24 protein-coding genes are annotated in these 26,931 nt (G+C 72.3%); 13 read left to right on the plus strand and 11 right to left on the minus strand.

Annotated features, from left to right (window positions below):
* Positions 1–33: 33 nt before the first annotated feature.
* The gene (locus tag JQX11_RS02420; RefSeq protein ID WP_204923253.1) at positions 34–660 is read right to left on the minus strand and encodes an FMN-dependent NADH-azoreductase; all 627 of its coding nucleotides are present in this window, start codon (positions 658–660) and stop codon (positions 34–36) included.
* A gap of 607 nt (positions 661–1,267) precedes the next feature.
* Between JQX11_RS02420 and JQX11_RS02425 the strand changes: the two genes are divergently transcribed.
* Positions 1,268–2,554: a cation:proton antiporter domain-containing protein gene (locus JQX11_RS02425; RefSeq protein ID WP_204923254.1), complete on the plus strand. Its 1,287-nt coding sequence runs from the start codon at positions 1,268–1,270 to the stop codon at positions 2,552–2,554.
* A gap of 61 nt (positions 2,555–2,615) precedes the next feature.
* Here the strand turns inward: JQX11_RS02425 and JQX11_RS02430 are convergent, their stop codons facing one another.
* Together JQX11_RS02430 and JQX11_RS02435 are read right to left on the minus strand one after the other, a co-directional pair.
* Entirely contained in the window at positions 2,616–3,050 is a 435-nt protein-coding gene (locus JQX11_RS02430) for a hypothetical protein (protein ID WP_204923255.1), read from the minus strand.
* A 4-nt stretch (positions 3,051–3,054) separates the two neighbouring features.
* Entirely contained in the window at positions 3,055–3,414 is a 360-nt protein-coding gene (locus JQX11_RS02435) for an MmcQ/YjbR family DNA-binding protein (protein ID WP_204923256.1), read from the minus strand.
* Between the two features lie 336 nt (positions 3,415–3,750).
* Between JQX11_RS02435 and JQX11_RS02440 the strand changes: the two genes are divergently transcribed.
* From JQX11_RS02440 to JQX11_RS02460, 5 genes are read left to right on the plus strand one after another with little or no spacing between them, the layout of a single operon-like run.
* Entirely contained in the window at positions 3,751–4,950 is a 1,200-nt protein-coding gene (locus JQX11_RS02440) for an ABC transporter substrate-binding protein (protein WP_204923257.1), read from the plus strand.
* 25 nt (positions 4,951–4,975) lie between these two features.
* Positions 4,976–5,863 (plus strand): branched-chain amino acid ABC transporter permease, encoded by an 888-nt coding sequence (locus JQX11_RS02445; protein WP_088647215.1) that lies wholly within the window; start codon positions 4,976–4,978, stop codon positions 5,861–5,863.
* Entirely contained in the window at positions 5,860–6,834 is a 975-nt protein-coding gene (locus JQX11_RS02450) for a branched-chain amino acid ABC transporter permease (RefSeq protein WP_204923258.1), read from the plus strand. The genes JQX11_RS02445 and JQX11_RS02450 overlap by 4 nt, the downstream gene beginning before the upstream one ends.
* Positions 6,831–7,589: an ABC transporter ATP-binding protein gene (locus JQX11_RS02455; protein ID WP_204923593.1), complete on the plus strand. Its 759-nt coding sequence runs from the start codon at positions 6,831–6,833 to the stop codon at positions 7,587–7,589. The genes JQX11_RS02450 and JQX11_RS02455 overlap by 4 nt, the downstream gene beginning before the upstream one ends.
* The gene (locus JQX11_RS02460) at positions 7,570–8,271 is read left to right on the plus strand and encodes an ABC transporter ATP-binding protein (RefSeq protein ID WP_204923259.1); all 702 of its coding nucleotides are present in this window, start codon (positions 7,570–7,572) and stop codon (positions 8,269–8,271) included. The genes JQX11_RS02455 and JQX11_RS02460 overlap by 20 nt, the downstream gene beginning before the upstream one ends.
* A gap of 58 nt (positions 8,272–8,329) precedes the next feature.
* Here the strand turns inward: JQX11_RS02460 and JQX11_RS02465 are convergent, their stop codons facing one another.
* From JQX11_RS02465 to JQX11_RS02495, 7 genes are all read right to left on the minus strand, one after another.
* Positions 8,330–8,902 carry a DNA-3-methyladenine glycosylase I gene (locus JQX11_RS02465; protein ID WP_204923260.1) on the minus strand — a complete coding sequence of 191 codons (573 nt, stop codon included), beginning with the start codon at positions 8,900–8,902 and terminating at the stop codon, positions 8,330–8,332.
* Positions 8,903–8,927: 25 nt separating this feature from the next.
* The gene (locus JQX11_RS02470; protein ID WP_204923261.1) at positions 8,928–9,782 is read right to left on the minus strand and encodes an arylamine N-acetyltransferase family protein; all 855 of its coding nucleotides are present in this window, start codon (positions 9,780–9,782) and stop codon (positions 8,928–8,930) included.
* Between the two features lie 76 nt (positions 9,783–9,858).
* On the minus strand, positions 9,859–10,461 hold the full coding sequence (locus tag JQX11_RS02475) for a mycothiol-dependent nitroreductase Rv2466c family protein (RefSeq protein WP_204923594.1): 603 nt from the start codon (positions 10,459–10,461) through the stop codon (positions 9,859–9,861).
* Between the two features lie 52 nt (positions 10,462–10,513).
* Positions 10,514–11,776, minus strand: a complete 1,263-nt coding sequence (locus JQX11_RS02480; RefSeq protein ID WP_204923262.1) for a sulfate adenylyltransferase subunit 1 — start codon at positions 11,774–11,776, stop codon at positions 10,514–10,516.
* Complete coding sequence (cysD, locus tag JQX11_RS02485; protein ID WP_204923263.1) at positions 11,776–12,708, minus strand: sulfate adenylyltransferase subunit CysD; 933 nt, start codon at positions 12,706–12,708, stop codon at positions 11,776–11,778. Before cysD ends, JQX11_RS02480 begins: the two co-directional genes overlap by 1 nt.
* 38 nt (positions 12,709–12,746) lie before the next feature.
* Positions 12,747–13,994, minus strand: coding sequence for an ABC transporter substrate-binding protein (locus tag JQX11_RS02490; protein WP_204923264.1), 1,248 nt, complete (start codon positions 13,992–13,994; stop codon positions 12,747–12,749).
* Positions 13,991–15,166 (minus strand): sulfotransferase family protein, encoded by a 1,176-nt coding sequence (locus JQX11_RS02495; protein WP_204923265.1) that lies wholly within the window; start codon positions 15,164–15,166, stop codon positions 13,991–13,993. Before JQX11_RS02495 ends, JQX11_RS02490 begins: the two co-directional genes overlap by 4 nt.
* Before the next feature lie 312 nt (positions 15,167–15,478).
* Between JQX11_RS02495 and JQX11_RS02500 the strand changes: the two genes are divergently transcribed.
* Together JQX11_RS02500 and JQX11_RS02505 are read left to right on the plus strand one after the other, a co-directional pair.
* Complete coding sequence (locus tag JQX11_RS02500; RefSeq protein ID WP_204923266.1) at positions 15,479–16,309, plus strand: aminotransferase class IV; 831 nt, start codon at positions 15,479–15,481, stop codon at positions 16,307–16,309.
* Entirely contained in the window at positions 16,306–18,126 is a 1,821-nt protein-coding gene (locus JQX11_RS02505) for a class I adenylate-forming enzyme family protein (protein WP_204923267.1), read from the plus strand. The genes JQX11_RS02500 and JQX11_RS02505 overlap by 4 nt, the downstream gene beginning before the upstream one ends.
* A 49-nt stretch (positions 18,127–18,175) precedes the next feature.
* Here JQX11_RS02505 and JQX11_RS02510 read toward each other — a convergent pair whose 3' ends face one another.
* Complete coding sequence (locus JQX11_RS02510; RefSeq protein ID WP_307826028.1) at positions 18,176–19,072, minus strand: haloalkane dehalogenase; 897 nt, start codon at positions 19,070–19,072, stop codon at positions 18,176–18,178.
* 408 nt (positions 19,073–19,480) lie between these two features.
* On the opposite strand from JQX11_RS02510, the gene JQX11_RS02515 reads away from it, so the two are divergent.
* The 5 genes from JQX11_RS02515 to JQX11_RS02535 all read left to right on the plus strand — a co-directional run bounded on the left by JQX11_RS02515 (position 19,481) and on the right by JQX11_RS02535 (position 26,931).
* Positions 19,481–20,164 (plus strand): phosphoribosylanthranilate isomerase, encoded by a 684-nt coding sequence (locus JQX11_RS02515; protein ID WP_204923268.1) that lies wholly within the window; start codon positions 19,481–19,483, stop codon positions 20,162–20,164.
* 5 nt (positions 20,165–20,169) lie between these two features.
* On the plus strand, positions 20,170–20,892 hold the full coding sequence (upp, locus tag JQX11_RS02520) for a uracil phosphoribosyltransferase (RefSeq protein WP_204923269.1): 723 nt from the start codon (positions 20,170–20,172) through the stop codon (positions 20,890–20,892).
* Positions 20,889–21,803, plus strand: a complete 915-nt coding sequence (locus JQX11_RS02525) for an EamA family transporter (protein ID WP_204923270.1) — start codon at positions 20,889–20,891, stop codon at positions 21,801–21,803. Before upp ends, JQX11_RS02525 begins: the two co-directional genes overlap by 4 nt.
* 25 nt (positions 21,804–21,828) lie before the next feature.
* Positions 21,829–25,818, plus strand: a complete 3,990-nt coding sequence (locus JQX11_RS32895) for an amino acid adenylation domain-containing protein (RefSeq protein WP_204923271.1) — start codon at positions 21,829–21,831, stop codon at positions 25,816–25,818.
* 102 nt (positions 25,819–25,920) lie between these two features.
* Positions 25,921–26,931, plus strand: a complete 1,011-nt coding sequence (locus JQX11_RS02535; protein WP_204923272.1) for a pseudouridine-5'-phosphate glycosidase — start codon at positions 25,921–25,923, stop codon at positions 26,929–26,931.

A 26,931-nucleotide genomic window follows, 5' to 3' on the forward strand; every position in this document is an offset into this window, starting at 1 on the left:
GCACGGGCCGGCGGTCGCCGGCCGGCGGTGTGGTCAGATGGTGTGGGCGGCCTTGCGCGCGTCCTCGCGGGCGCGGTCGAGGTCCGCGGCCAGGGAACGGGTGAAGTCGGTGGGCCGCAGCGCGACCTCGATCACCGGGTCGACGCCGATGGTGCGCAGCCAGTAGTTGAGGTACGCCGACTGGAAGTCGACGCCGAACTCCGGCGGGCACCCGGGGGTGTAGACGCCGCTGGTGTAGACGACACAGGCCCGGCGGCCGGTGAGCAGGCCCTGGTAACCGTGTCGCGGATCGAGGCGGAACGTCAGCCCCGGCTGGGTGACGATATCAATGAAGTGCTTGAGCAGGTAGGGGATTCCGAAGTTCCACATCGGCACGGAAAACAGATAGTGGTCAGCGTCGGTGAACCGGCGCACGAGTTCCCGGGTCTGCTGCCACGACATCGCCTCATCGGCGGAGCCGGTCGCGCCCGAGATGGCGTTTTTCTTGGCCGCCACCGCCACCGCCCCCACCGGGGGCAGGGTGGTCGCGGAAAGGTCCAGCACATCGAGGGTCGCCTGCGGGTGACACTCGAGGAATGCGTCGACAAACGCCTCGGCGACGGCTGCCGATCGGCTTCGCGGGCCCGTCGGGGTGGCTTTGACATGCAGCAGTCTGGTCACCTCTCGACCCGCCCCCGCTGCGCACCGGACAGGGCCGCCCCGGACCGGCCGCAATGACCGCCGAAAGCCGACAAAGTTGTCATGGTTGCACTCTCTGTGTCGCCGGAGGGACGGAACGTCAGGAAGGCTAACCCACCGGTTGCGGGGCAACCAGAGCCATTTTCTGTCCGCAGACAGTGCCACTGGGCAGTCCACTGCCCAGCGCTGACGTCACGCCGTGAGCATGTCGTCACGGCACGTGACCAAATGGCCTCGGAAAAGCCCGGCTATAGACGCCCATCATCGGTATCCATCGCTGGAATGCAGCATTTCGCGTTAACCAGCCGATGTCGGCAACCTGACCCGTCAGTTACGAGTCGGATTTCCGCATTCAACCCGGTGACCGTGCGGAGAGCCGGCCGTAAACGGCGGTGAAACACCCACCGGTCGCGTTTCCCATCCAACCCCCCGCACACCGCGACCGGGCCGGCAAATGGCACCCCCGATCCGCCGGACATGGACATGTCGGGCGGCAGAATCCGCTGCTACGGTCGGTGACCCGCGCAGGCCCCGCATTAACGGCGCCGGCCGGCGGACCAGCCCTCTCCCGCTCAGATCCGGAGATCTCATGAAGTCCGTAGCCACCCCGGCCGAACTCACCGTGGCAATCGTGATGGCCGACATCGCCCTCGTCCTGCTGGTAGCCCACCTGTTCGGCGGAATCGCCAGACGGCTCGGGCAGCCCGTGGTGATCGGCGAGATCGTCGCCGGCATCGCGCTGGGGCCCAGCCTGCTCGGCCTGCTCCCGGGCGACCTGACCGGCGTGCTCTTCCCCGCCGCCGCCCGGCCGTACCTGTCGGCCATCTCGCAGGTCGGCCTCCTGCTGTTCATGTTCCTCATCGGGTGGGAGTTCGACCGGCGCGTGGTCTCCCGGCACAAGAGCCTCACCCTGTCGGTGTCGGTGTGCTCCATCGCCCTCGCCTTCACCCTCGGCGTCGGCCTGGCCAACCTCATCTACCCCCGGCACGCCACGATCGCCGGCAAACCCGTGCCGTTCCTGGCGTTCGCCCTCTTCCTCGGCGCCGCCATGGCCATCACCGCGTTCCCCGTCCTGGCCCGCATCCTGCGCGACCGGCACCTCAGCAACACCCGGGTCGGCGTGCTGGCGCTGGCCAGCGCCGCCATCGACGACGTGCTGGCCTGGTGCATCCTGGCGGTGGTCGCCGCGGTCGCCACCGCCCGCGACGCCACCGACCTCGCCCAGGTGGTCCTCATGTCCGCCGGATACATCGCGGTGATGGCCCTCGCCGTCCGCCCCGGCCTGGCCGCCCTGATCCGCCGGGTCGGCCCCAACACCTACCAGCTCGCGGCCATCACCGCCGCCGGCGTCTTCCTGTCCTCCTACGCGACCACCTGGATCGGCATCCACGCCATCTTCGGTGCCTTCGCGTTCGGCTTCGTCATGCCCCGCCAGCCCGCGGAGGCGCTGATCAAGCACGTCCGGGTGCCCTTCGAGAACATCGGCCTGGTCCTGCTGCCGGTCTTCTTCATCGTCACCGGGCTGAGTGTCGACATCGCCGCGCTGAGCCCGACCAACCTGCTCGAACTCACCGCCATCGTCCTGGTCGCCTGCGTCGGCAAGATGGCCGGCGCGACCCTGCCCGCCCGTGCCTTCGGCCTGTCCTGGCCGCAGGCACGCCGGCTGGGCGTGCTCATGAACACCCGGGGACTGACCGAGCTGATCGTGCTCAACATCGGCGTCTCCCTCGGCGTCCTCGACGGACAGATGTTCACCATGATGGTCATCATGGCCCTGGTGACCACCGCGATGGCCGGACCGCTGCTGGCCACCCGCGCCGCATCGAGCGACGAGGCACCCGCGCTGGCCGCCGAACCCATGCCGGTCGGCCGGTGACGACCGTGGGGCCGGCCCCGGGGATACGCGCACGGCGTACCCCCGGGGCCGGCCCCACGGATCAGTCCAGGGCGTACCGCTGCCAGAGCTGGTGGACCTGCGCCTCGGCGGCGGCCGGCACCCCGGTGCCCGAGCTGAACACGTAGCCCCAGGCGACCCCGGACGCCTCCGTCTTCAACACCTCCGGCACGATCCGCTCCGCCACCGGCAGCAGCCCGTCCCACGCCACGTCCACGTAGTTCGTCGTCACCGCCGGATCCCGGTCGTGCGGGCCGGGATAGGGGGCGCGGGTCACCACGGCGTGCCCGACCAGCCCCCGCAGGCGGCCCTGCATCAACAGCCAGGCGTCCGCACCGACCGGGATGTTCACCCGCCGACCCACCGTCCACGACCCGGCCAGGGTGCGCTGCGGGGACACCCCCGGCGTCAGCGCCTCGTAGCTCGGCGTCCACCCGTTCCACCGCTGCGGGTTCCAGCCCAGGATGATCGCGGCCACCCGGTCACCGCCCCGGGGTCCGCGCGGGCGTGCCGTCGTACTGCGCCACCAGGCGCTTCGGCGCCGCCCGCCGCCAACCCTCCACCACCAGCTCCCGGATCTCGTCCGGGTCGGCCGAGGCGAGTTGGGCGCGGACCCAGCCGTACCGGCCGAAGTAGTCCGCCGGGTCGTAGGTGTCCGGGTCGGCCGCCATCAGCTCGGCCTGCTCCTCCTTGGAGGCCCGGATGATCGCCACCACGCCGTCGGCGGAGGTGCTGGCGAAGATGCGGTCGCGCACCCGGAACGTGGGGTGACCCCACGTCTCCTGTTCCACCGCCTCCGGCATGGCGAGGGCGAACTCCCGTACCTGCTCGGGTGTCAGCATTGTCGGTTCCCTCCGGGTCAGCGGGCACGACGCCCGCGGCGGGGCGCACCGCCCATTAGACGGTCGACGCCGGGTGCCGTCCGGGCGGACGCGCCGGCCGGCACCCGGGAAGGGTCGGACAGGACCGGACGGCGTCCAGCAGCGTGCCACGGCCCGGCGGTACGGAAAACGGCCACTTGACGCCGCCCGACGGGGCCAATCGCCGCCCTCGGGGAACGGGCCCGACCGGCGGGGCGAGTGGTTCCGGACCGGGCGGCGATGTGGCACTGGCCGCCCCCGACGGCCGGCCATACCTTCAGGCCACCAATCCTGCTCGATACGTTCGGGAGTCAAGCCATGACCGGAATCAACCGCAGGACATTCCTCGGCCTCACCGCCGGCCTCGGCGTCGCCGGCCTCACCGGCTGCGGCAGCAGCCTCGGCGCCACCGCCGCCAGCGGCGGCGACAGCAACACCGTCAAGGTCGGCCTCGTCATCCCCCAGGCCGGGGTCTACACCCCGCTGGGCGTGGACATCCAACGGGGCTGGGACCTCTGGCTGCGCCAGCACGACGGCCGGCTGGGCGGTCGCCGGGTCACCACCGTCGTCGCCGACGAGGGCGAGGGCCCGCAGACCGGCGTGCCGGCGGTGCAGAAGCTGCTCCAGAACGACCGGGTCGACGTGCTGGTCGGCATCGTCAGCTCGGCCACCGCGCTCGGCGTCCGGGACCTCGTCACCAGCGCCCGCCGACTGCTGGTCATTGCCAACGCGGGCGCCGGGGCCATCACCGGCGCCAACCGCAGCCCCTACATCTGGCGTACCTCGTTCACCAACGCCCAGGTCGCCGCCGCGATGGGGCGCCACCTGGCCGCGAGCGGCGTACGCCGGGCCTACGCCATCGCCCCCGACTACGTCGCCGGCGCCGAGGCGATCAAGGGGTTCAGCGACGCGTACCGGGCCGGTGGGGGCACCATCGTCGGACAGAGCCAGCCGCCGTTCGGCAAGACCCAGGACTACCAGCCGTTCCTCAGCCGCATCCAGTCCTCCGGCGCGCAGGGCACCTTCTGCTTCTTCGGCGGGGCCGAGTCGGTGGCCTTCGTCAAGCAGTACGCCCAGTTCGGGCTCTCCCGCACCGTCCCGCTGTACGCCTCCGGGTTCCTCGTCGAGGGCGGGGTGCTCACCGCGCAGGGCGCGGCGGCCGACGGGGTGCTGTCGACGCTGCACTACACCTCCGAACTGGACAACCCCGCCAACACCGCGTTCGGCAAGGCGTTCCGCGCCGCCTACGACGCCACCCCCACCGCCTACGCGGTGCAGGCGTGGGACGCCGCCGAGGTGCTCTCCCGCGCCATCGCGCAGGCGGGAGCCGTCGACGGCGACAGCCTCGCCGGTGCGCTCGGCTCGGTCGGCGTCATCACCGACAGCCCGCGCGGCCCGTGGTCGTTCGTGGAGCAGTCGCCCCGGCAGAACTTCTACCTGCGCCGGGTGCAGACCCGGGCCGGCGCACCGGTCAACGGCGTGGTCGAGGACCTCGGTCCGCTCGACCCGCAGGCCTGACCGGGCCAGCGGACGGAGCATCACGATGCCCACCGCGCAGATCGCGCTGACCGCGATGGTGAACGGGCTGGCCATCGGGCTGCTGCTGTTCATCACCGCCGCCGGCCTGTCCCTGATCTTCGGCATGATGGACGTGCTGAACCTCGCCCACGGGGCGCTCTTCCTCACCGGCGCCTACCTGGCCTGGTGGATCGGCGGTGAGCAGCAGACCTGGCCGTCGCTGGGCCGGGCGGTCGTCGCCGTCGTCGTGTTCGGGGCCGCCGCCGGTGGCCTGCTGTCCCTGCTGACCGCGCCACTGTCCCGCCGCTCCCACCTCGAACAGGCGCTGCTCACCCTCGGCATCGCCCTGGTGGCCGCCGACGTCCTGTCCGCGCTGTTCGGCGACGACGTCCGCGCCACCGAACCACCGGCCGGCCTGGCCGGCACCGTGACCGTCGCCGGCTGGAGCTACCCCAGCTACCGGCTCGCCCTGGTCGGGGTCGCCGCCCTGCTCGCCGCCGCCGTGTACTGGACCGTGGAACGCACCTCGCTCGGCGCGCTGTTCCGCGCGACCGTCGGCGACCGGGACATGGTCGCCGCCGTCGGGGTGGACCCGCGCCTGGTCCGCGGTGGGGTGTTCGTGCTGGGTTCGGTGCTGGCCACCCTCGCCGGGCTGCTCGGCGCACCCATCTACCACGCCCGTCCCGGGCTGGACACCACCATCCTGGTGCTCGCCCTGGTGGTCGTGGTGGTCGGCGGGCTCGGCTCCATCCGGGGGCCGCTGATCGCCGCGCTGCTGTTCGGCCAGGTCGAGTCCGTCGGCCGGGCGGTGCTGCCCGGCCTGGCCTCCTTCCTGCTCTTCGGCACGCTCGCGGCGGTGCTCGTCGTCCGGCCGCGCGGCCTGTTCACCCTCGCCCCGGGAGGACGACGATGACATCCCTGGCCACGACCCACCCGGCCACCCGCCCCCGGCTGCGTCCCGCCGTCCGCAACGCGACAGGCGTGGCCGCCGGCACCCTGCTGCTGGCCGCCGCCCCGCTCTACCTCGCCCCGTACGCGACGACGACGTTGACCCGCATCCTCGTCTTCGGGTTGCTCGCGGCGAGCCTCAACCTGCTCGTCGGCGTCGTCGGGCTGCCGTCGCTCGGGCACGCCGCGTTCTTCGGCGTCGGCGCGTACGCGGCGGCCTTCAGCGCCCTGCACGGAACGTCGGGCGTGCTGGCGCTCCTGCTCGGGATGGCCGCCGCCGCCCTGGTCGCACTGGTCGCCGGGGCGGTCGCCGTCCGGGCGAGCGGGGTCTTCTTCCTCATGCTGACCCTGGCGGTCGGGGAGCTGACCCAGCAGGCGGCCGACAGCTGGGAATCGGTCACCGGCGGCTCCAACGGCCTGTACGGCGTACCGGCACCGACGCTGTCGGGCCTGGTCCTCGACCAGCCCGCGACGACCTACTGGTACGTGCTGGCCTTCTTCCTCGTCGGTCTGCTCGCCCTGCGCCTGGCGTCCACCTCCGCCACCGGGGTGGTGCTGCGGGGCGTCCGCGACAGCGAGGACCGGATGCGGGCGCTGGGATACCGGACCACGCTGGTCAAGCTCGGGGCGTTCGTCTTCGCCGGTGCCGTCGCCGGGCTGGCCGGCGGGCTCCTCGCCGCCCAGCAGCGGCTGGTCACCCCGGCCGACGCCGGCTTCGAGACCTCCGCGCTCGCCCTGCTGGCCGTGGTGATCGGGGGCACCGGCTCCTGGTGGGGGCCCTGCCTCGGCGCGGCCCTGGTCATCGTCGTGCGGGACTCGCTGGGCGCGACCCTCGACGGGCACGGTCCCCTGGCCCTCGGGCTGCTGTTCGTGCTCGTCGTCTACCTGCTGCCCACGGGGATCGCCCACATCCGGCTGAGGAGGGCCGCGTCATGATCGACGTACTCCGCTGCCACGACGTCCACCACCGGTACGGCGCGCTGAGTGTCCTGCGGGGGGTGCGGCTGACGGTGGCCGCCGGGGAGCGGCACGCGCTCATCGGGCCCAACGGCGCCGGCAAGAGCACCCTGCTCAAACTGATCGCCGGCCAGGAACGCCCGTCCGACGGTTCCGTCCACTACCGGGGCCGCGACGTCACCCGGGAGCCGGTGCACCGGCGGGCCCGCGCGGGCATCGGGCGCAGCTTCCAGCACTCGACCCTGCTGGGGTCGCTGACCGCCGCGCAGAACGTGAGCCTGGCGCTGACCGGGGGCCGGGTGCTGGCCCGGCACACCGACCGGCACCGCCGCGCCGAGGTGGCCGCCGCGCTCGCCTCGGTCGGCCTCGACGACCGGGCCGACGTGCCGGTGGCGGCGCTGTCGTACAGCCAGTGCCGGCGGCTGGAGATCGCGGTGGCGCTCGCGGCCAGGCCGCAGCTGCTGCTGCTGGACGAGCCGGCGGCCGGCATGTCCGGCGAGGAACGGGGTGGGCTGGTGGAGCTGCTGCGCGGCGTGCCACCCACCGTGACGATCGTGTTCGTCGAGCACGACCTGGACGTCGTCTTCGACGTCGCGACCCGGGTCAGCGTCCTGCACCTCGGCACCGTGCTGTGCAGCGGCACGCCCGAGCAGGTACGGCGCAGTCCCGAGGTGCAGCAGGCGTACCTCGGCGGCCGGATGGAGGAGGTGCACGGTGAACCTGGTGGTGCGTGAGCTGTCCGCCGGCTACGGGCAGGGGCAGGTGCTGCACGGGCTGGATCTCGACCTGTCCGCCGGGCAGGCGCTGGCCCTGCTGGGCCGCAACGGGGTCGGCAAGACCACCCTCGTGTCCACCCTCGCCGGGCTGCTGCGGCCCACCGGCGGACGGGTGCTGCTGGACGGGCGGGACGTCACCGGCTGGCGGGCCGACCGGCTCGCCCGCGCCGGGGTCGCGCTGGTGCCGCAGGGGCGGCGGGTGTGGCCGACGCTGACGGTGCACGAGCACCTGGCCCTGGCCACCCGGCACGGCGGCCGGACCTGGCCGACCGGGCGGGTCTACGAGCTGTTCCCCCGCCTGGCGCAACGGCGACGGCACCTCGCCGGCCAACTGTCCGGTGGGGAACAGCAGATGCTCGTGATCGGCCGGGCCCTGGCCACCGACCCGCGGCTGGTCCTGATGGACGAGCCGTCCGAGGGGCTGGCGCCGATCGTCGTCGACGAGGTGGCCGAGGCGCTGCGGGCGGTGGTGCGGGAGGGGCTGACACTGCTGCTCGTGGAGCACGACCTGCACCTGGCCCTCGGGGTGACCGAGGAGGCGGCGGTGATGGTCCGGGGCCGGATCGTCCACCGGTGCCCCACCCCCGAGCTGCGCGGGGACCTGCCGACGATGCAGCGATTGCTGGGCGTCGCGGCGTGAGGACACGACCGGGTGCGGCCCCACCGTCGGCGACGGTGGGGCCGCACCCGCAGCGGGTTCAGCCGTCCACGGCCAGGTGGCAGCCCACCAGGTGGTCGTCGACCATGCCGGTCGACTGCATCATGGCGTACGCGCCGACCGGGCCGATGAACCGGAACCCGCGCCGCTTCAGCTCGCGCGCCATCGCCGTCGACTCGGGCGTGCTGGCCGGCACCTCCGACGTGGAGCGGGGCCGGGGCCGGACGGTGTCCGGCGCGTACGACCAGAGCAGGGCGTCGAGGCCGCCGGCCAGCGCGACGACGAGCCGGGCGTTGTCGATGGTCGCCTCGATCTTGGCCCGGTTGCGCACGATGCCGTCGGTGGCGAGCAGCCGGTCCACGTCGGCGTCGCCGTAGCCGGCGACCGTCTCCGGGTCGAAGCCGGCGAAGGCCGACCGGAAGGCGTCCCGCTTGTGCAGGATCGTCGACCACGACAACCCCGCCTGGAACGCCTCCAGGGCCAGGTGTTCGAAGAGCGGGGCGTCACCGTGCACGGGACGCCCCCACTCGTCGTCGTGGTACGCGACGTAGACGGGGGTTCCGGTGCACCACCCGCAGCGCGGCACCCCGTCGGGGCCGGTGCTGATCTGCATGTCGTCTCCTGTCCGGGGAGCGGGGTCAACCCGTGGGGATGCCGGGGTGCTGCGGCAACCGCTGCCACAGCAGTCGCAGCCCGGCGGTGTGCCGGTCGTCGAGCCGCAGGAGGAACGTCTCCTCCAACTCCCGACGCCACTGGTCGAAGGTGGTCAGCTCCCGCCGGTGCACGCCGTCGCCGTCGATGCGGGTCAGCAACCGGTCGACGAGCGACCACACCACCTCGTCCGGCCCCCGGTTGGTGACGATGAACCGGCGGACAAAGGTGGAGCTCGACGCGGTCGAGAGCAGCTGGTGGGCGGCGACGAAGTCGTGCGGTCGCGCCGGCCGGTCCTCCCAGTCCATCACCGTGAACGACCCGCGGGGATCGTGGGTGAACCGCCACCCCCACGCCGCCTCGGCGAAGGCGAAGGTCAGCGGCGGATGCCGGACCACGCCGGGACGTAACGGCACCGGACCCAGCAGCCCGTCGCCGAGCCCGACGTCGACGAACCAGCGCCGGCCGTCCAGCCGGACGGTCATGGTCAGGTGGTTGGCGAACTGCACCCCGTCGGGCAGGGCGGGCGCCTTCTTCACCTGGCCCCGGTGCAGGGTCACGTCGAACCCCAGCGCGGCCAGCAGGGCGGCGAACGCGCCGTTGAGGTGGAAGCAGTAGCCGGCGTCGCCGTCGGCCAGCCGCGCGGCGTTGCCGGCCGGGTCGACGTCGGTGGGCAGGCCCAACTGGATGTCGAGATTGTGGTAAGGAACCCGCCGGACGTGACGCTCGTGCAACCGGACCAGCGTCGCCAGGTTCACCCTGGGCCGGCCGGGCTCGTCCAGGCGCGCGAGGTAGCGGCGGACCACCTCGTCACCGATCCTGGGCACTGACGGCTCCTGCATGTCGGGACGTTCACTTTCTGTGCGGAAAACGCCGGGGCGGTGCCATCTCCATCGATGGCACCGCCCCGGCCGGTCGTCAGCGGGTCTGCGGGCCACTCGTGCGGCTGCGCTTGAGCTCGTAGAACCCGGGTGTCTGGGCGACCAGGAGGAAGCCGTCCCAGAGCCGGGCGGCGTCCTCGCCCCGCGGGGCGGGGGTGACCACCGGGCCGAACAGCGCCACCGGGTCGCCGCCGGGCACGTGCACGTGGATCGTCGGGGTGCCGACGTCCAGCCCGACCGGCTGCATGCCCGCCTGGTGGCTCTTGCGCACCGCGTCGTCGAGCCCGGCGTCGTCCGCCGCGTCGGCCAGCTCACCGGGCAGGCCGCACTCGGTGAGCGCCGCCTTGTACAGGGCCGGCCCGTAGGACTGGCCCTTGACGTGCCGGCGGGTGCCCATGGCGTCGTAGAGCGACCGGACGGCGTCCGGCCCGTGCTGCTGCTCGGCCGCCATCAGCACCCGCACCGGCCGCCGCCACGGTCCGATGTTGCGCTGGTAGAACGCGTCGATGTCGGCACGTCCCTCGTTGAGCGCGGACAGGCTCATGATCTTGAACCGTACGTCGATCGGGCGCTGCCGCTCGGCGTCGAGCAGCCACCGGGACGTCAGCCACGCCCACGGGCACACCGGGTCGACGAACATGTCCACCAGGATTCGGTTCACTTCGGGCACCGTCGTACATCCTTCGGTTGATTCATCGGAAAGCCGGACCCACCAGGCCGGCACTGAGGGTCGCCCCGTCGGCGGGGTCGATGAGCAGCAGCGACCCGGTGCCCCGGATGAGCCGGTACGGGTCCGCGGCGATCGGCTCGTCGAGGTCCAGCACCACGGTCGCGATGTCGTTGACCACCAGCGGGTCGGAGTTCGGGGTGTGCTCCAGGGTGGCCAGGTCGAGCCGGTCGACGATCGACGCGACCGTGCCCTCGACCACCCGGGTCTGGTGCTGGACGAGGACCCGGGCGCCCGCACCGAGCCGACGCTCGGCGACGTGGCACAACGTCGCCGTGACCTGCCGGGTCGTCGTCGGGATCCGGTCCGCCGCGACGATCATGTCGCCGCGTCCCACCTCGCCCGCCCCGTCGAGCTTCACGCTGACCGACATGCCGGCCCGGGCGTTCTCGATCGGCGTGCCGAGCCGCTGGAGGGCGGTGACCACCGCCGGCCGGCCGCCGGGCGTGACCAGGACCTGCTGCCCGAGACGGAGCTGACCGGCGACGAGCTGACCGGCGAGCGACCCGTCGGGCAGGACGTACTGCACCGGCAACCGGGCCGGCAGGGCGGTCAGGTCCTCGTCGAGGTCCACCCGCTCCAGGTGCTCCAGGAAGGTCGGCCCGGTGTACCAGGGCATCTCGGTCGAGGCGTCGACGACGTTGTCGCCGCGCAGCGCCGACAACGGGATGGACCGCACGTCGGGGACCCCGAGCGAACCCGCCAGCCGGCGGAACTCGTCGTCGATCTCGGCGAACCGGTCCTCGGCGAAGCCGACCAGGTCCATCTTGTTGACCGCCAGCACCACGTGCGGGGTGCGCAGCAGCGCGGCCACCGCGGTGTGCCGCCGGGTCTGGGTCACCACGCCGTGCCGGGCGTCGACCAGGATCACGGCCAGGTGCGCGGTGGACGCGCCGGTGACCATGTTCCGGGTGTACTGCACGTGCCCGGGGGTGTCGGCCAGGATGAACCGGCGGTTGCCGGTGGCGAAGTAGCGGTAGGCGACGTCGATGGTGATGCCCTGCTCGCGTTCGGCCCGCAGCCCGTCGGTCAGCAGGGCGAGGTCGGCCTGGCCGTAGCCACGGGCACGGCTGGCGGACTCGACCGCCTCCAACTGGTCGGCCAGCACCGACTTCGAGTCGTAGAGCAGCCGGCCCACCAGGGTGGACTTTCCGTCGTCGACGCTGCCCGCGGTGGCGAGCCGCAGCAGCTCGCCGTCACGCGTGGTGTCGAGGCTGAGTGTGGTCACTAGAAGTACCCCTCCCGCTTGCGGTCCTCCATGGCGGTGTCGGACATCCGGTCGTCGGCCCGGCTCGAACCGCGCTCGGTGATCCGGGACAGACTGATCTCGGCGATCACCTCGTCGATGGTCGCGGCCCCCGACTCCAGGGCGCCCGTGCAGGACATGTCACCGACGGTGCGGTACCGCACGGTGCGTTCCTGCACCTGCTCGTCGCGGCGCGGGCCGCCCCACTCCCCCGGCGCCAGCCACATCCCGTTGCGCAGGAAGACCTCACGCTGGTGGGCGAAGTAGATGTCCGGCAGGGGGATCTCCTCCCGGGCGATGTAGTGCCACACGTCGAGCTCGGTCCAGTTCGACAGCGGAAAGACCCGAACGTGGCCGCCCGGATCGTGCCGGCCGTTGTACAGGTTCCACAGCTCGGGGCGCTGCTGACGGGGGTCCCACTGCCCGAACTCGTCGCGCAGCGAGAACACCCGCTCCTTGGCCCGCGCCTTCTCCTCGTCGCGCCGCCCGCCGCCGAACACGGCGTCGAAGCGGTGCCGGGTGATGGCGTCGAGCAGCGGGACGGTCTGCAACGGGTTGCGGCTGCCGTCGGGCCGCTCGGTGAGCCGACCGTCGTCGATGTAGTCCTGCACGTGCGCCACCCGCAGCGTGAGCTGGTGCTCCGCCACGACCTTGTCGCGGTACTCGATCACCTCGGGGAAGTTGTGCCCGGTGTCGACGTGCAGTACGGGGAAGGGCAGCTGGCCCGGCAGGAACGCCTTGAGGGCCAGGTGGAGCATGACGGCGGAGTCCTTACCGCCGCTGAACAGCAGGACGGGACGCTCCAGCGTGCCCGCCACCTCGCGGATGATGTGCACCGCCTCGGCCTCGAGCACGTCGAGGTAGGACATCCGCAGGTCGGATGAGGTTTCGGATGCGGTCGAAGTGAACGCCATGGCGTTGTCTCCCCACAGGTGTCGGCCGGTCAGGCCGGTCAGGTCGAGGAGCCCGGCCGCACGTACCCGGCGGTACGCAGCTCGGGCGGGTAGACGATCGGCACGGTGGAGATGTCCTGGTCGATCTCCTGGTACTGCTGGAGCACCACCGGGGGCGGGCTGTGGTGCCAGTGGGTCTCGCCCCGGGTGAAGCTGACCGGGCCGCGCCAGGTGTCGAAGGTGCCCTTCTCCAGCGCGTCGATCAGTTCCGCCCGGCCGACCCGGTCCGCCTGCCGCAGGGCCTGCGCGATGATCGTGATGTCGGTGAAGGCGTTGAGGGCGGTGTCCGGCGGCATCGTGCCGTACGTGTCGCGGTAGCGGTCCACGAACCACCTGCCGATCGGGGTGAGCCCCGACCAGTTCGGGCTGAACTGGGTGGCCGGCCACACCATGTGCAGGCCGTGCGCGCCGAGCGCCTTCCAGTAGTCAGGCGCCCGCAGCGGCCACTGGAACGGCGCCAGCATGGGCACCTTCGGCAGCAGCCCGATCTCCGCCGCCTGCTGCACGATGAGGTGGTTGGTACGCACCACCCCCACGTTGATCACCACGTCCGGCCCCCACTGCTGGATCTCGCGCAGCTGGGGACGCAGGTCCGTCGTCGACTCCTGGTCGAACTCCACCGAGTACAGCTCCATGGGCTCCTCGGCCGCCTGCAACTCGGCGGTGAGCAGCGCGGCGGCGCTGCGCCCGAAGACCGTGTCGGCGTGGATCAGGCCGACCCGCCGGAAGCCCTGGTCGGCGGCGAACCGGATCAGCACCGGGGCGCGTTCGGCCATCGAGGTGAACGTGCGGAAGACCGCCCGGCGCTTGCGCGCGGTGACCCCGGGGTGGGCGTTCTCGATGAACAGCGGCACCCCGATCCGGTCGGCGAGGTCGGCGACCTCCTCGGTGTAGCGCAGGTGCCAGGGCCCCAGCACGGCCAGCGCCCGGTCGACGATCGCGACCTTCGCCAGCGCGCCGACCGCCGAGCGGGGCATCGTGCCGCCGTCGAGGGTGACGGTCTCCTGGTCGTCGCGGACGACGAAGTCGAACTGCAGGCCGTCGCGGATGCCGCCGTGGTCGCGGACGTACTCCGCGCCGATCAGGGCCCCGCGTGCGGTCAGCGTGCCGGCCGTCGGGTCGCCCGGCAGGGACAGCGGGGTCACGATGCCGATGGTGACCGTGGGGGCGCCGTCCACCGTACGGGCGAAGGCGCGGACCTGCTCGGTGACCGTCTCCAGCACCGTGGGCTCCGACGTGGTGCTCACGCCCGTCCTCCGATCTGGTACTTCGTCAGGTACGCGGAGAAGCGCTCGTCCAGCTCGTCGGCGTCCAGACCGTAGTCCTCGGCCCGGTAGACGTGCTTGCCGAGCTTGTCCTTGCGGTTCGCGGCGAGGTAGTCGCGGAACGCCTTCTCGACCTCGCCGTCCCAGCGGGCACCGAGGAAGTCGCAGATCTCGGCCATCACCGCGATCGGGTCGGCCATCAGACGCTGGTAGTCGACGTCGAGCACCGGGGTGCCGGCGAGCTGCTCCTGCTCGGCCCGCGCGAACAGGTCGAGCATCTGGGCGAAGCGCTCGGTCCAGAGCTTACCCAGCGCGAGGCGGTCCACCCGGTCGGCGCGCGCGAGTCGAATGATCTCGGTGAGGCTGCAGGTGGAGGGGATGGTGACGCTCGGGGCGCGGTGCATGTAGATCAGCCGGGCGTCCGGGTAGGTGCGGGCGAGCGCGTCGGCCCGCCACAGGTGGAACGGGTCCTTGAGGACCAGCGTGTCGGTGGGCACCCGCCAGACGATGTGCTGCATCAGGTACCGGTGGTAGTCGTAGGCGTCGTACTGGTCCTGGCTGCGCAGCCACTCGCCGTAGGAGGGCACGGTGTAGCGCAGCTCGTACGCCATCGTCTTGAACGTCGGCGCGGTCAGCCGGTGGTCCTCGTCGGGGCGGTGCGGCTCCCACAGGTGCACCGGCTTGAGCGCCGGCGCGACGGTGTAGTAGTCGGTGCAGAAGTTCTCCGCGGCCTGCACGAGCGCCTGGCGGGTCGCCTCGTCGCGGTCGTCGGTCGCCGGGGCCATCAGCTCCCACAGGTCGGGGGAACGCAGGTCCGGGTGCTGGCCGAGCAGGTTGTGCATCAGCGTGGTGCCGCTGCGGGTCATGCCCGTGATGAACACCGGCTGGTTGATCTCGACCGAGGCGATCTCCGGGTTCTTCACCCGGGCCCGGTGCGCGGCGGCCTGGGTGGCCAGCGCGGCGACCAGGGCGCCCCGGACCGACCGGCGACCGGCCTCGTTGAGGCCACCCTCGGTGTCCAACGCCCGCAGCAGCCGGTCGAGGGCGTCCAGGTGCGCGAACTCGAAGTCCGCAACTCCCGCCCTCGCTCGGGCGGCCTCGACGAACTCGTCCACCCGATAGGTGTCCTGAGTGGGTTCGATGACGGCGGTCACGGCGTACTCCCCTCTGTCTGGCTGGAAACGCGGCGGCTCGGGCTGCCGGTCCGTGCGGTCGGTGCCCCCGCCCCCACCGGGCCGGACGTGCCGACGGACGGTGACGAATGTGAACAGCGATCACGGTAGGTAGCGACGATAGGCACCCGGCCACGGTCGGTACAGGGCCACATCAGGGGTTCGCACGGGTCCAAAGCCGGCGGGCGACAAGTGGCCCGGAGCACGGCGTCAACGTGGCTCTGGAGCGGGACCTCACGGCCGCCCTATGGTCGGCCCAGCCAATCGGCGACACACCACGGATCGGAGAAGAAGATGCCGTCGGCGACTCGGGCCGCCCCCCTGCTGCTGTGGGAGACGGGGGTCCGCGAAGGAATCGAGGACAGTCGTTACCGCCCCGTGGTGGCCGACTCCTGGCTCCTGACCGACGGCCGGTCCCGGGCGTACCGCCTGCACTGGCAGCGCTTCGGCGCGGCCGTACGACGGTTCGGGGTCTCGGCGCACCGGGTGGCGTCCTTCGGGGCGTCGGTCACCACGGCGCTGCCCCGTTCCGGGGTGTGGTTTCCCCGCATCGAACTGCACCTGGTTCCCACCCAGCGGCTGGCCCTGCGGCTGCGGCCCGCCCCGCCCCGGGTCGGTGAGGCCCGTGGCTGGGTGTGGCCGCATCCTGACCCCCGGCGGCTGCCCCACCTCAAGGGGCCGGACTTCGAGGAGCTGGAGAAGATCAGAGCCGCCGCCCACGACGCGGACGCCGACGAGGCCCTGCTCTGCGACGAGCACGGTCGGATCCGCGAGGGGGCGTTCAGCACCATCTACTGGTGGTCGTCGGGTGTCCTGCACACCCCACCGGAGGACGGGCGGATCCTGCCCGGCGTCACCCGGCGGCTGCTGCTCGACCGCTGCGCCGAGCTGGGGATGCCGGTACGCCACCGGCTGCCCAGCGTGGCGGAGCTGCTCGACAGCGAGGTGTGGATCACCAGTGCCCTGCACGGAATCCGGGTCCTGACCCGGATCAACGGAGAGCCGACCGCCCCCGTCGACGCGCGGCGGTTGCACGACTGGCGCGCCCATCTCGACGCGCTGACCGAACCCCTGCCCGACCCCGAGGCCATCTGGCCGCACCGAAGCACCGAGGAGGCACCATGAAGCTCAGGTCACTACAGCGTTATCTGGCATCGGTCCCGCGTATGCACTTCGGGCGGTCGCACCGGGGGCTGCGGGCCCGGCTGGAGCTGCTGGCCACCCGTCAGCTCGGCGCGGGTGACTTCCTGTGGCACGCCCTGGAGCGGGGGCAGGACCACGACGCCCCGCTGTTCCACCACCTGCCGCCCGGCGGCGGCCCCGACGACCTGGTCGTCTACAGCCTGGCGACGCTGCGCGACCAGACCGAGCGGTACGCCCGGTGGTACCACAACGCCGGGGTCACCCACGGCGACCGGGTGGGGGTCTTCACCCGCAACGGCATGGCGAGCTTCGTGCACTTCCTGGCGCTCAACAGCCTCGGCGCGATCCCCGCCGTGATCAACCCGAACATGGTGCCCGACACCGCCGCCAAGTACCTCTCCCGGCTCGACGCCGTCGGCGTGGTGGTCGACGCGGACAAGCTCGGCCCGCTGCTCAACGGGATGGCCGACGCGCGTCCGTTCCGGTTCACCGCCTCGCAGGAGGCGATGCACGCCGCGCCGCCGGCCGGCCCGCTGCCCGGGGTCTACCCGTACCGGCACGGCGACCGCGACCCGGTGCTCATCTCGCACTCCTCGGGCACCACCGGCATGCCGAAGGCCGCCACGTTCGGCCACCGCCAGTTCTTCGCCGGCAAGCGCCCCCGGATCATGACGCTGCCGTCGGGCCCGGACGACAAGATGCTGCTGGCCTTCCCGGCCTCGCACTCGTCGGGCTACAGCTACATGATGATGGCCACCCTCATCGGCCTGCCCACCCTGGTCATGGAGTCCCAGGACGGGGCGACGGTGGCCGAGGCGATGCGGTGGTGGAAGCCCAGCGTGGTGACCGGCTTCCCGATCACCTTCACCGAGATGCTCGCGCTCGGCCTGGAGCCGTCCGCCGCGTCGAACGTGACGACCTGGATCAGCACGGCGGACGCCTCGCACGAGGCCCACGTGCGGGAGCTGGTCCGGCTCGGCCGGCACCGGGAGAACGGCAGCTGGCGGCCGGGGTCGCACTACCTCGACGGGTTGGGCGCCTCGGAGATGGGCATGGCCCTGTTCCTCAACATCCACGGCCCCAAGACCAACGCCTACAACCGTTGTGTCGGCTACCCGGAGCCGATCGTCGAGGACGCGGTCGTCTTCGACGAGGACGGTCGGGAGCTCGGCCCCAACCAGGTCGGCTACCTGGCGGTGCACACCCCGACGGTGACCCTGGGCTACTGGGGCAACCACGAGTTGACGCACAAGTCGATCCGCAACGGCTACTGGCTCACCGGCGACATCGGCTACAAGGACGACAAGGGCCGGTTCTACCACTACGACCGGACCACGGACGTGATCACGACGCGGCGCGGCCCGGTCTACAGCCTCACCCTCGAGGAGGAGATCTTCAAGGCGTGCCGGGCGGTGGTGGACTGCGCCGTCGTCGGGGTGGTCGACCCGGTCGAGCCGACCTCGTTCGCCCCGATCGCCGCGCTGCGCCTGATCGACGGGTCGGACCTCACCGCCGAGGAGCTGCTGACCCGGATCAACCGGGCGCTGCGGGCGGCTGGCAAGCACGAGCTGGCCGCGACGGTCGTCTCCAAGGGGGACACCAAGATCCCGCTGGGGGTCACCGGCAAGGTGCTCAAGCGTGAGGTGCGCGCGCAGTTCGCCCAGCTCCTGCTGACCGACGAGGACGGTGGGCTGGACGTGGCACGGACCCGCACCGAGCAGTCGATCCTGCGGGAGCTGAGCGCCTCGTCGGCGACGGTCGAGTCGCCGCAGGAGGAGCGGGCCACCTCGGCGGCCTGATCAGCCACGTGGGGCGGGCGGTATCCCACCGCCCGCCCCACGGCCGCGTTCACCGGCCGGCGACGAAGTCCCGCAGGGCGGCGCCGATCTCGTCCGGCGAGTCCTCCTGCACGTAGTGGCTGCCGGTGACGGTGACCTCGCGCTGGTTCGGGAAGGTCCGGGCGAACGCCAGGGCCCGACCGGTCAGCAACGCCCCCGGCTCGGCGACCACCAGCAGCTTCGGCACCGGGGAGGCGGCCAGCCAGCGGCCGTACTCCTCGACGACGGCGGTCACATCCGCCGGTTCGCCCTCGATGGGCAGCTCCCGGGGGAAGGCGAGGGTGGGCCGCCGGGAGTCGGGGTCACCGAACGGCCGGCGGTAGCGGTCCAGCTCCGCCTCCGACAGCGGGCGCACCACGCTGCGGGGCAGCACCACCTCGACGAAGAAGTTCTCCTCGAGCACCAGGCGTTCCCCCTCGGGTGAGCGCATGGCGCGGAAGAGCTGGTCGCGGCCGGCCTCGAAGTCGCTCCACCGGCGGGGTTGGACGATCGCCTCCAGGTAGGCGACGGCCCGGACCCGGTCGGGGTGACGGGCCGCCCAGTGGAACCCCAGCGCCGAACCCCAGTCGTGCAGCACCAGCGTGACCGGCTGGTCGCCCACCACGGCGTCGAACCAGGCGTCGAGGTGGCGCACCTGGTCGGTGAAGCGGTAGCCGCCGTCGGACGCCGGACCGGAGTCGCCCATCCCGACCAGGTCGGGGGCGAGGCAGCGGCCCAGGTCGCGGACCGCCGGGATGACGTTGCGCCACAGGTACGAGGACGTGGGGTTGCCGTGCAGGAACACGATCGGGTCGCCGGCCCCCACGTCGACGTACGACAGATGGGTACCGCACAGGTCGATGCGCCGGCGCGGGTGCGGGTCGGCCGCGGAGACGGAAACCGCGGCGGGTGTGGAACTCGTTGTCACTGGTGGACCTCCTCGGCACAGTGATAGCAAGGGGTCCGGGCAATTCCGTGGCATCGTCGTGACGGCGTGTCCCGTCATCGTCGGCCGTTTCGCGCTCAGCGGGGCTGCACCATTCATGAATTGTTCGCGAGAATTCAAACAATGACATGGCGAATCCTTTTCGGCTCCATCGCGCGCAGGTGGGGCCGCTTCGTCGTCGGGCGGGGCCATCGGTGGAAGTGGCACCGACGCGGGGCCGGACATGGGCCTGTCCCCCGGTGCCGTTCGTTTCGTACGTTTCTCTCGTCGAGTCGACCGCGCGGCCGGGTCCGTCCCGGATCCCCGGCCGCCACGGATTGGTCGACGCACACGTGGGATTTCCGTCGGTGGAGATTCCGAGCGGTTTTTCGCACAGAGAGGGAGCAGCAGATGCAGGGACTGATCCAGGTGGCCGGGGTCATCGACCAGGACGAGGCCGACCTGATCTGCGCGGAGGGCGCCGACTGGCTGGGGTTCGCCCTGCGGCTGCCGGCGAAGAACGAGGACCTGTCCGAGGCCGACGCCGCGGCCATCGTCGCGGCGATCCAGCCCCGGCACCGGGGCGTCCTGATCACCTACCTGACCGAGGCCGACGAGATCCGGCAGTTCTGCGCCGAACTCGGTGTCACCGCCGTGCAACTGCACGGCGACGTCGAGCCCGCCCAGCTGGAGAAGCTGCGCCGGATCGACCCCGACCTCTACGTCCTCAAGAGCCTGGTGGTCAAGGAGGACAACATCGACGAGCTGACCAAGATCGTCGACGAGAGCGCCGAGTGGGTCGACATGTACATCACCGACAGCTTCAACCCCGCCACCGGGGCCAAGGGCGCGACCGGTCTGACCCACGACTGGTCGGTCAGCGCCGAGCTGGTCCGGATCGCGCCCCGGCCGCTGATGCTCGCCGGTGGCCTGAACCCCGACAACGTGGCGGCGGCCATCGCGGCGGTACGCCCCGCCGCCGTCGACGCGCACACCGGCCTGGAGGGCCCCGACCGTCGCAAGGACCGGGCCAAGGTGCGCCGGTTCGTCACCGCCGCCCGCCAGGCGTTCGCCGACCTCGCCGGACAGGACTGAGAACCATGACCGACACCGCCATCGACCCCACCGTGACCGCCCGCACCGTGACCACCCGCACCGTGACCGACCCCGCCGTGGCCGACCGGCTGCACCTGCTGCCGCAGACCAACCGGCTGCGTGCGCTGCACACGGTCATCCGGGACCGCGACGCCTCCCGGGCCGACTTCGTGCAGACCTCCGCCCAGATCTTCCGGCAGCTCCTCGACACCGCCCTGGACCTGCTCCCGGTCGTCCCCACGCCGGTGCGCACCCCGGTCGGGCAGACCTACCACGGGCTGCGCCCGGCCGCGCCGGTCTGCGGGGTGTCCATCGCCCGCGCGGGCGAGAGCATGGAGGGCGAACTGCGGGCCATGCTGCCGCAGACCCGGATCGGCAAGATCCTGATCCAGCGGGACAAGACGACGAAGCTGCCGCACTTCCACTACGCGGCCCTGCCACCGGACATCGCCACGTCCCAGGTGCTGCTGCTGGACCCGATGCTCGCCACCGGCGGCACCGCGCTGGCCGCCCTCGGGCTGCTGCGCGAGTACGGGGTGTTCGAGGAGGACATCGTCTTCGTCACCCTGCTCTCCTCCCCGGAGGGCATCAGCGCGGTCCACGCCCGGTACCCCCGGGTCCGGATCGTCACCTCCGCCATCGAGGAGCGCCTCAACACCGACGCCTACATGGTGCCCGGCATCGGCGACTTCGGTGACCGCTACTTCGGCACGGACCAGCCCCGATGAGGCGCGGCGGAATCGGCGACGTCGGGCTCACCGCGCTGGCCCCGGCGATCTGGGGCAGCACGTACCTCGTCACCACCGAGCTGCTGCCCCCGGGCCGGCCCTACCTGGCCGCCCTGGCCCGCGCCCTGCCCGCCGGGCTCGCCCTGATGGCGCTCGGACGGGTGGTGCCGCGCGGCACCTGGATCTGGCGGGCGCTGGTGCTCGGCACCCTCAACATCGGCCTGTTCTTCGTGCTGCTCTTCGTCGCCGCCTACCGGCTGCCCGGCGGCGTCGCCGCGCTGATCATGTCGTTCCAGCCGATGCTGGTGCTGATCCTCGCCGCGCTGCTGCTGCGCGACCGCATCCGGCCGCTGCACGTCGTGGCGTGCCTGCTCGGGGCGACCGGGGTCGCGCTGCTCGTGCTGCGCCCGACCGCCGCGCTCGACCCGCTCGGTGTTGTCGCGGCGCTGGCCGGCGCGGCCAGCATGGCCAGCGGGATCGTGCTGACCAAACGCTGGGCCCGACCGCCCGGGGTGGGGGTGTTGCAGTTCACCGGCTGGCAGCTCACCGCCGGCGGGCTCGTCCTGCTCCCCACCACCCTGCTGATGGAGGGGCTGCCCGACCACCTCACCGGCCCCAACCTCGCCGGACTGGCCTACCTGGGGGTCGTCGGCTCGCTGTTCGGCTACGCCGTCTGGTTCCGCGGCCTGGAACGGCTACCCGCCCTGGCCGCGTCGTTCCTCAGCCTGGTCAGCCCGATCGTCGCCAGCCTGCTGGGCTTCGCCTTCCTCGACCAACGGCTCAGCCTGACCCAGCTCGTCGGCGGCCTGGTCATCGTCGCCGCAGTCGCCCTCGCCCAACGCAGGTCGTCCCCGCCGGCACCGCCACCCGCCGCGGAGCCGGTGGCGTCACCCGCGCTGACCAGCCGGTGAGGCGTCACCCACCACAGGGGGAAGCATGCGCACCACGCCCGCCACCACCGACACCCACGACCCGGGCGAAGACGCCCACCACCCACCCGCCGCCACCCTGCCGGACCTGCTCGACGAGCAGGTCCGGGCGGACCCCGACGCGGTCGCCGTCCGGCACGGGCCGGACGGCGTCACCCGCCGGGAACTGGCCCGCCGGGCCCGTGCCCTCGCCGCCCAGCTCCGCGAACGCGGTGCCGGCCCCGACGACCGGGTCGGCCTGTTCGCCGAGCCGTCCGCCGGGCTCGTCGTCGGGGCCTGGGGCATCCTGTACGCCTCGGCGGCCTACCTGCCGCTGGCCCCCGACTACCCCGACGAGCGGCTGCGCTACATGGCCGCCGACGCCCGGATCCGCCTCGTCGTTGCCCAGGACGACCTCGTCGAACGGCTGACCGACCTGGTCCCGCCCGACACCGCCGTCGTGCCGCTGAGCGCCTGGCACGACACGTCCCCGCCCGACGTGCCCGACCACCGGCCCCGCCCCCGCGACCTGGCCTACGTCATCTACACCTCCGGCAGCACCGGGCGACCCAAGGGGGTGATGATCGAGCACCGCAGCATCGTCAGCCAACTGCGCTGGCTGCGGGACACCTACCGGCTCGACGAGGCCGTCGTCCTGCAGAAGACCCCGATGAGCTTCGACGCCGCGCAGTGGGAGATCCTCGCCCCGGCCTGCGGCGGCACGGTCGTCGCCGGCACCCCCGGCCTGCACCGCGACCCCGAGGCCATCATCGCGAGCATCCGCCGGCACGGCGTGACCGCCCTGCAGTGCGTACCGACCCTGCTGCGGGCGCTCGTCGACACCGAGCGCCTGGGCACCTGCACCAGCCTGCGGCAGGTCTTCACCGGCGGCGAGGCGCTGTCCACCACGCTGGCCGCCGACGTGCTCAAGGCGCACCCGGCCACGCTGGTCAACCTCTACGGCCCCACCGAGTGCACGATCAACTCCTCGGCGTTCACCGTCGACCCGGCCGGGCTCGACCCCACCGGGCAGTCCGTGTCGATCGGCCGGCCCGTCACCGGCCTGCGTTACGTCATCGTCGACGCCGACGACGCCCCGGTCACCGGGGACGCCGTCGGGGAACTGCTCATCGGCGGCATCCAGCTCGCCCGGGGCTACCTGCACCGGCCGGCGTTGACCGCGCAACGGTTCGTGCCCGACCCGGTCACCGGGGAACGGCTCTACCGCACCGGCGACCTGGCCGCCTGGCAGGACGACGGCACCGTACGGTTCGTCGGGCGGGTCGACAACCAGGTGAAGCTGCGCGGGTTCCGGGTCGAACTCGACGAGGTGCGCCTCGCCGTGGAGGCCCACCAGTGGGTCCGGCACGCGGGGGTGCTGGTCCGCGACGATCCGCGTACGGGGCATCCGCACCTGCTCGCCGTCGTCGAACTCAACCCGCGCGAGGCCGCGCTGATGGACCAGGGCCACCACGGTGCCCACCACCGGTCGAAGGAGAGCCGGCTCCAGGTCCGGGCGCAGTTGTCGCACGTCGGGGTGCGTACCCCTCAGGAGCTCACCGGGCGGCCGGTGCTCGCGCTGCCCGGGGCCGAACCCACCGCGGAGCAGGTGCGGCGGGTGTTCGCCCGCAAGACGTACCGGTTCTACGAGGGCCCGCCGGTCACCCACGCCGACCTGCTGGCGCTGCTGCGCCCGGCCCGGCCCGACCCGGTGGCACCGCGCCCGCTCGGGCAGCTCGACCTGGCCACCTTCGGGGAGATCGTCCGCTACCTCGGGCAGTTCGTCAGCGACGAACGGCTGCTGCCCAAGTACGGCTACGCCTCACCCGGGGCGCTCAACGCCACCCAGGTCTACCTGGAGCTGCACCAGCTGTGGGGGCAGCCGTCCGGCTACTACTACCACCACCCGCTGACCCACGAGCTGGTCCTGATCAGCCCGGCCCCGCCCCGACCCGAGCCGACCGTCCGGCTGCACCTCGTCGGGCGACGCCGGGCCATCGAACCGGTCTACCAGGACAACATCCGCGAGGTCCTGGAGATCGAGACCGGCCACCTGGTCGGCCTGCTGGAACAGGTCCTGCCCGGGTACGGGCTGGGCATCACCGCCACCGATCATGCGCCGCAGACCATCCGGCACCTCGACTGCGCCGCCGAGGACCTCTACCTGGGCAGCTTCGCGGTGACGCCGTACGCCCCGCCGCCCCGTGACGAGATCGACCTGTACGTCCAGGTCCACCCGGACCGGGGTGTCGACCTGCCCGCCGGGCAGTACCGGTACCACGACGGCGAGCTGGTCCGCCTCGACGACGCCCTCGTGCAGCGCCAGCACGTCATCGCCATCAACCAGCAGGTGTACGACCGGGCCGCGATCGGCATCAGCATGATCAGCACGACGTCGACCCGGTGGCGGCGCTACGTCGACCTGGGACGCGTCCTGCAGCGACTGTCCATGAACGACGTCGGCTTCGGCTTCATGTCCTCCGGCTACAGCTCCGACACCGGCCACGACCTGCCGTCGGCCCACCGCATCCGGGGCATCCTGCGCCGGCACGGGCTGCCCGACGGTCCGTCGTACTTCGCCGTGGGTGGGCGGGTCAGCGCCGCCCAGGTGGCCGGCCGGGGCATGAAGGAGGACGTCGTCCACATGAAGGGGCCGGCGGAGCTGATCCGCGACGACCTGGCCGGCCGGCTGCCGGACTACATGCTGCCCAACAAGGTGGTGATCCTCGACCGGATGCCGTTGACCGCCAACGGCAAGACCGACCTCACGGCGCTCGCCGCCCGGGTCGCCGACGACACCGGCCCGCAACGGCCGTTCGTCGCGCCCCGCACCGACCTGGAACGCCGCATCGCCCGCCTGTGGGCCGAGGCGGTCCGCCAGGACGACGTCTCCGTCCACGACGACTTCTTCGCCTGCGGCGGCAACTCGCTGATCGCCGTCGCCCTGATCAACCGGCTCAACCGGGTGTTCGGCGCGGCGCTGCCGATGCAGGTCATCTTCGACAACCCGACGGTCGCCCAACTCGCCCGACGGGTCGCGCAACGGGACCAGGTGAGCAGGTCCCGACTGGTGCCGTTGGCGCGGGGCCGGGAGGGGCGTTCCGTCTACTGCTGGCCGGGCCTCGGCGGCTACCCGATGAACCTGCGGCTGCTGGCCGGCACCGCCGGGCGTCCCTTCCACGGCGTACAGGCGTACGGCGTGAACCCGGGTGAGGAGCCCTACCGGACGATCTCACGGATGGCCGCCGAGGACATCCGGGCGATCCGGGAACGGCAACCCCGGGGCCCGTACACGCTGTGGGGTTACTCGTTCGGCACCCGGGTGGCGGTGGAGGCCGCGTACCAGTTGGAGCAGGCCGGCGAGCAGGTGGACCAACTCGTCCTGATCGCCCCCGGGTCACCCCGGGTCCGGGTGCCGCAGGGTCCGGCCACGGACGGCCCGGCGAGCTTCGCCAACCCGACGTACCTGGCCGTGCTCTGCTCCGTGTTCGCCGGCACCGTCACCGGTCCGGTGATCGACGAGTGCCTGGCCACCGTCACGGACGAGGAGACCTTCACCGGGTTCGTCCAGCGGCACTTCCCCGCCCTGGACCTGCCGCTGGTGCGCCGGATCACCCGGGTCGTGGCCCGCACGTACGGGCTGCGGCACACCGAGGCCGAACTCGCCCGACGGCCGGTGCGGGCCCCGGTGACGGTGCTGCGTACCCGGGGTGACCAGGAGTCCTTCCTCGACACCGCCGCCGCCCGCCGCAACCTCTCCCCCGTCGTCGTCGACCTGGCCGCCGACCACTACGGGGTGCTGCGCGAACCGGGGGTCCACCAGGTGGTGGCGGCGCTGCCCGCCCGCTCCCGGCGTCGCCCGGTCCGCCCGCACGTGAGCATCTCCCACCTGCCGATCGCGCTCACCGACGAGCAGCACAACCGGCTGGTGACCGCCGTCACCCGGGCCATGACCCGGGCCTTCGGCTGCGACGAGGATGCGGTGTCCGTCGCGCTGGAGGCGGTCCTGGAGGAGTGAGCCGATCCCCGGCCCGCACCGAGCCCGACCCGCCCTACCCCGAACCCCGCCCTGCCCGACACCGGTCCCGGGTCACCGGACCGGACCGACCGAGGAGCCAGCATGACACGCAAGGTCCACTCCACCGTCGAGGTGCGGTTGAGTGAGGAGGTCGCCGACGCCCTCGCCGAGGGACGGGCCGTGGTGGCGTTGGAGTCCAACGTGATCACCCACGGCCTGCGGTACCCGGACAACGCCGCCACCGCGCACCGGGTGGAGGACGCCGTCCGGGAGGGCGGTGCGGTGCCGGCGACGGTCGCCGTCGACGACGGGGCGATCCGGGTCGGCATGACGGCGGCGGACATCGAACGGTTCGCCTCCACGCCGGGCATCCCCAAGGTCAGCGCCCGGGACCTGCCGGTGGCGCTCGCCCAGGGTGGCATGGGCGCGATGACCGTGGCGAGTTCGCTGATCGCCGCCGACCTGGCCGGCATCGCGTTCTTCGCCTCCGCCGGCATCGGCGGGGTGCACCGGGGCGCCGAGACGAGCATGGACATCTCCTCGGACCTCATCCAGTTCACCCGTTCCCGGGTGGCAGTGGTGTGCGCCGGGGCCAAGAAGATCCTCGACCTCGGGCTGACCATGGAATACCTGGAGACCCACTCGGTGCCGGTGGTCTCCTACCGCTCCGCCGACTTTCCGGCCTTCTACTGCGTCTCCAGCGGCATCCCCAGCCCCTGCCGGGTCGACGACGCGACGGTGATCGCCCGCGCGGTGGAGAACCACTGGGCCCTGGGCAACCACAGCTCCTTCCTGATCACCACCCCGGTCGACGCCGCGGAGGCCGTCGACGACGCCGAGGTCGACCGGGCCATCGAGGAGGCGATGGTGGCCGCCCGACGGGACGGGGTACGCGGCAACGCCATCACCAAGTATTTGATGCGCGCCGTCGACGCGGCCACCCACGGCCGGTCCTCCCGGGCCAACATGGCGGTGCTGATCAGCACCGCCCGGACCGGGGGCCACCTCGCCGCCGCCCACGCCCGCCACCTGGCCGACCTCGGGAACCCGGCCGCCGCCGACGCCCCGGTCGCTGTCGGGGTGGCGCACGCCCTGCCCGGCGTGCGGGGGTGA

The sequence above is a fragment of the Micromonospora humida genome (assembly GCF_016901255.1).
GTDB lineage: Bacteria > Actinomycetota > Actinomycetes > Mycobacteriales > Micromonosporaceae > Micromonospora > Micromonospora wenchangensis.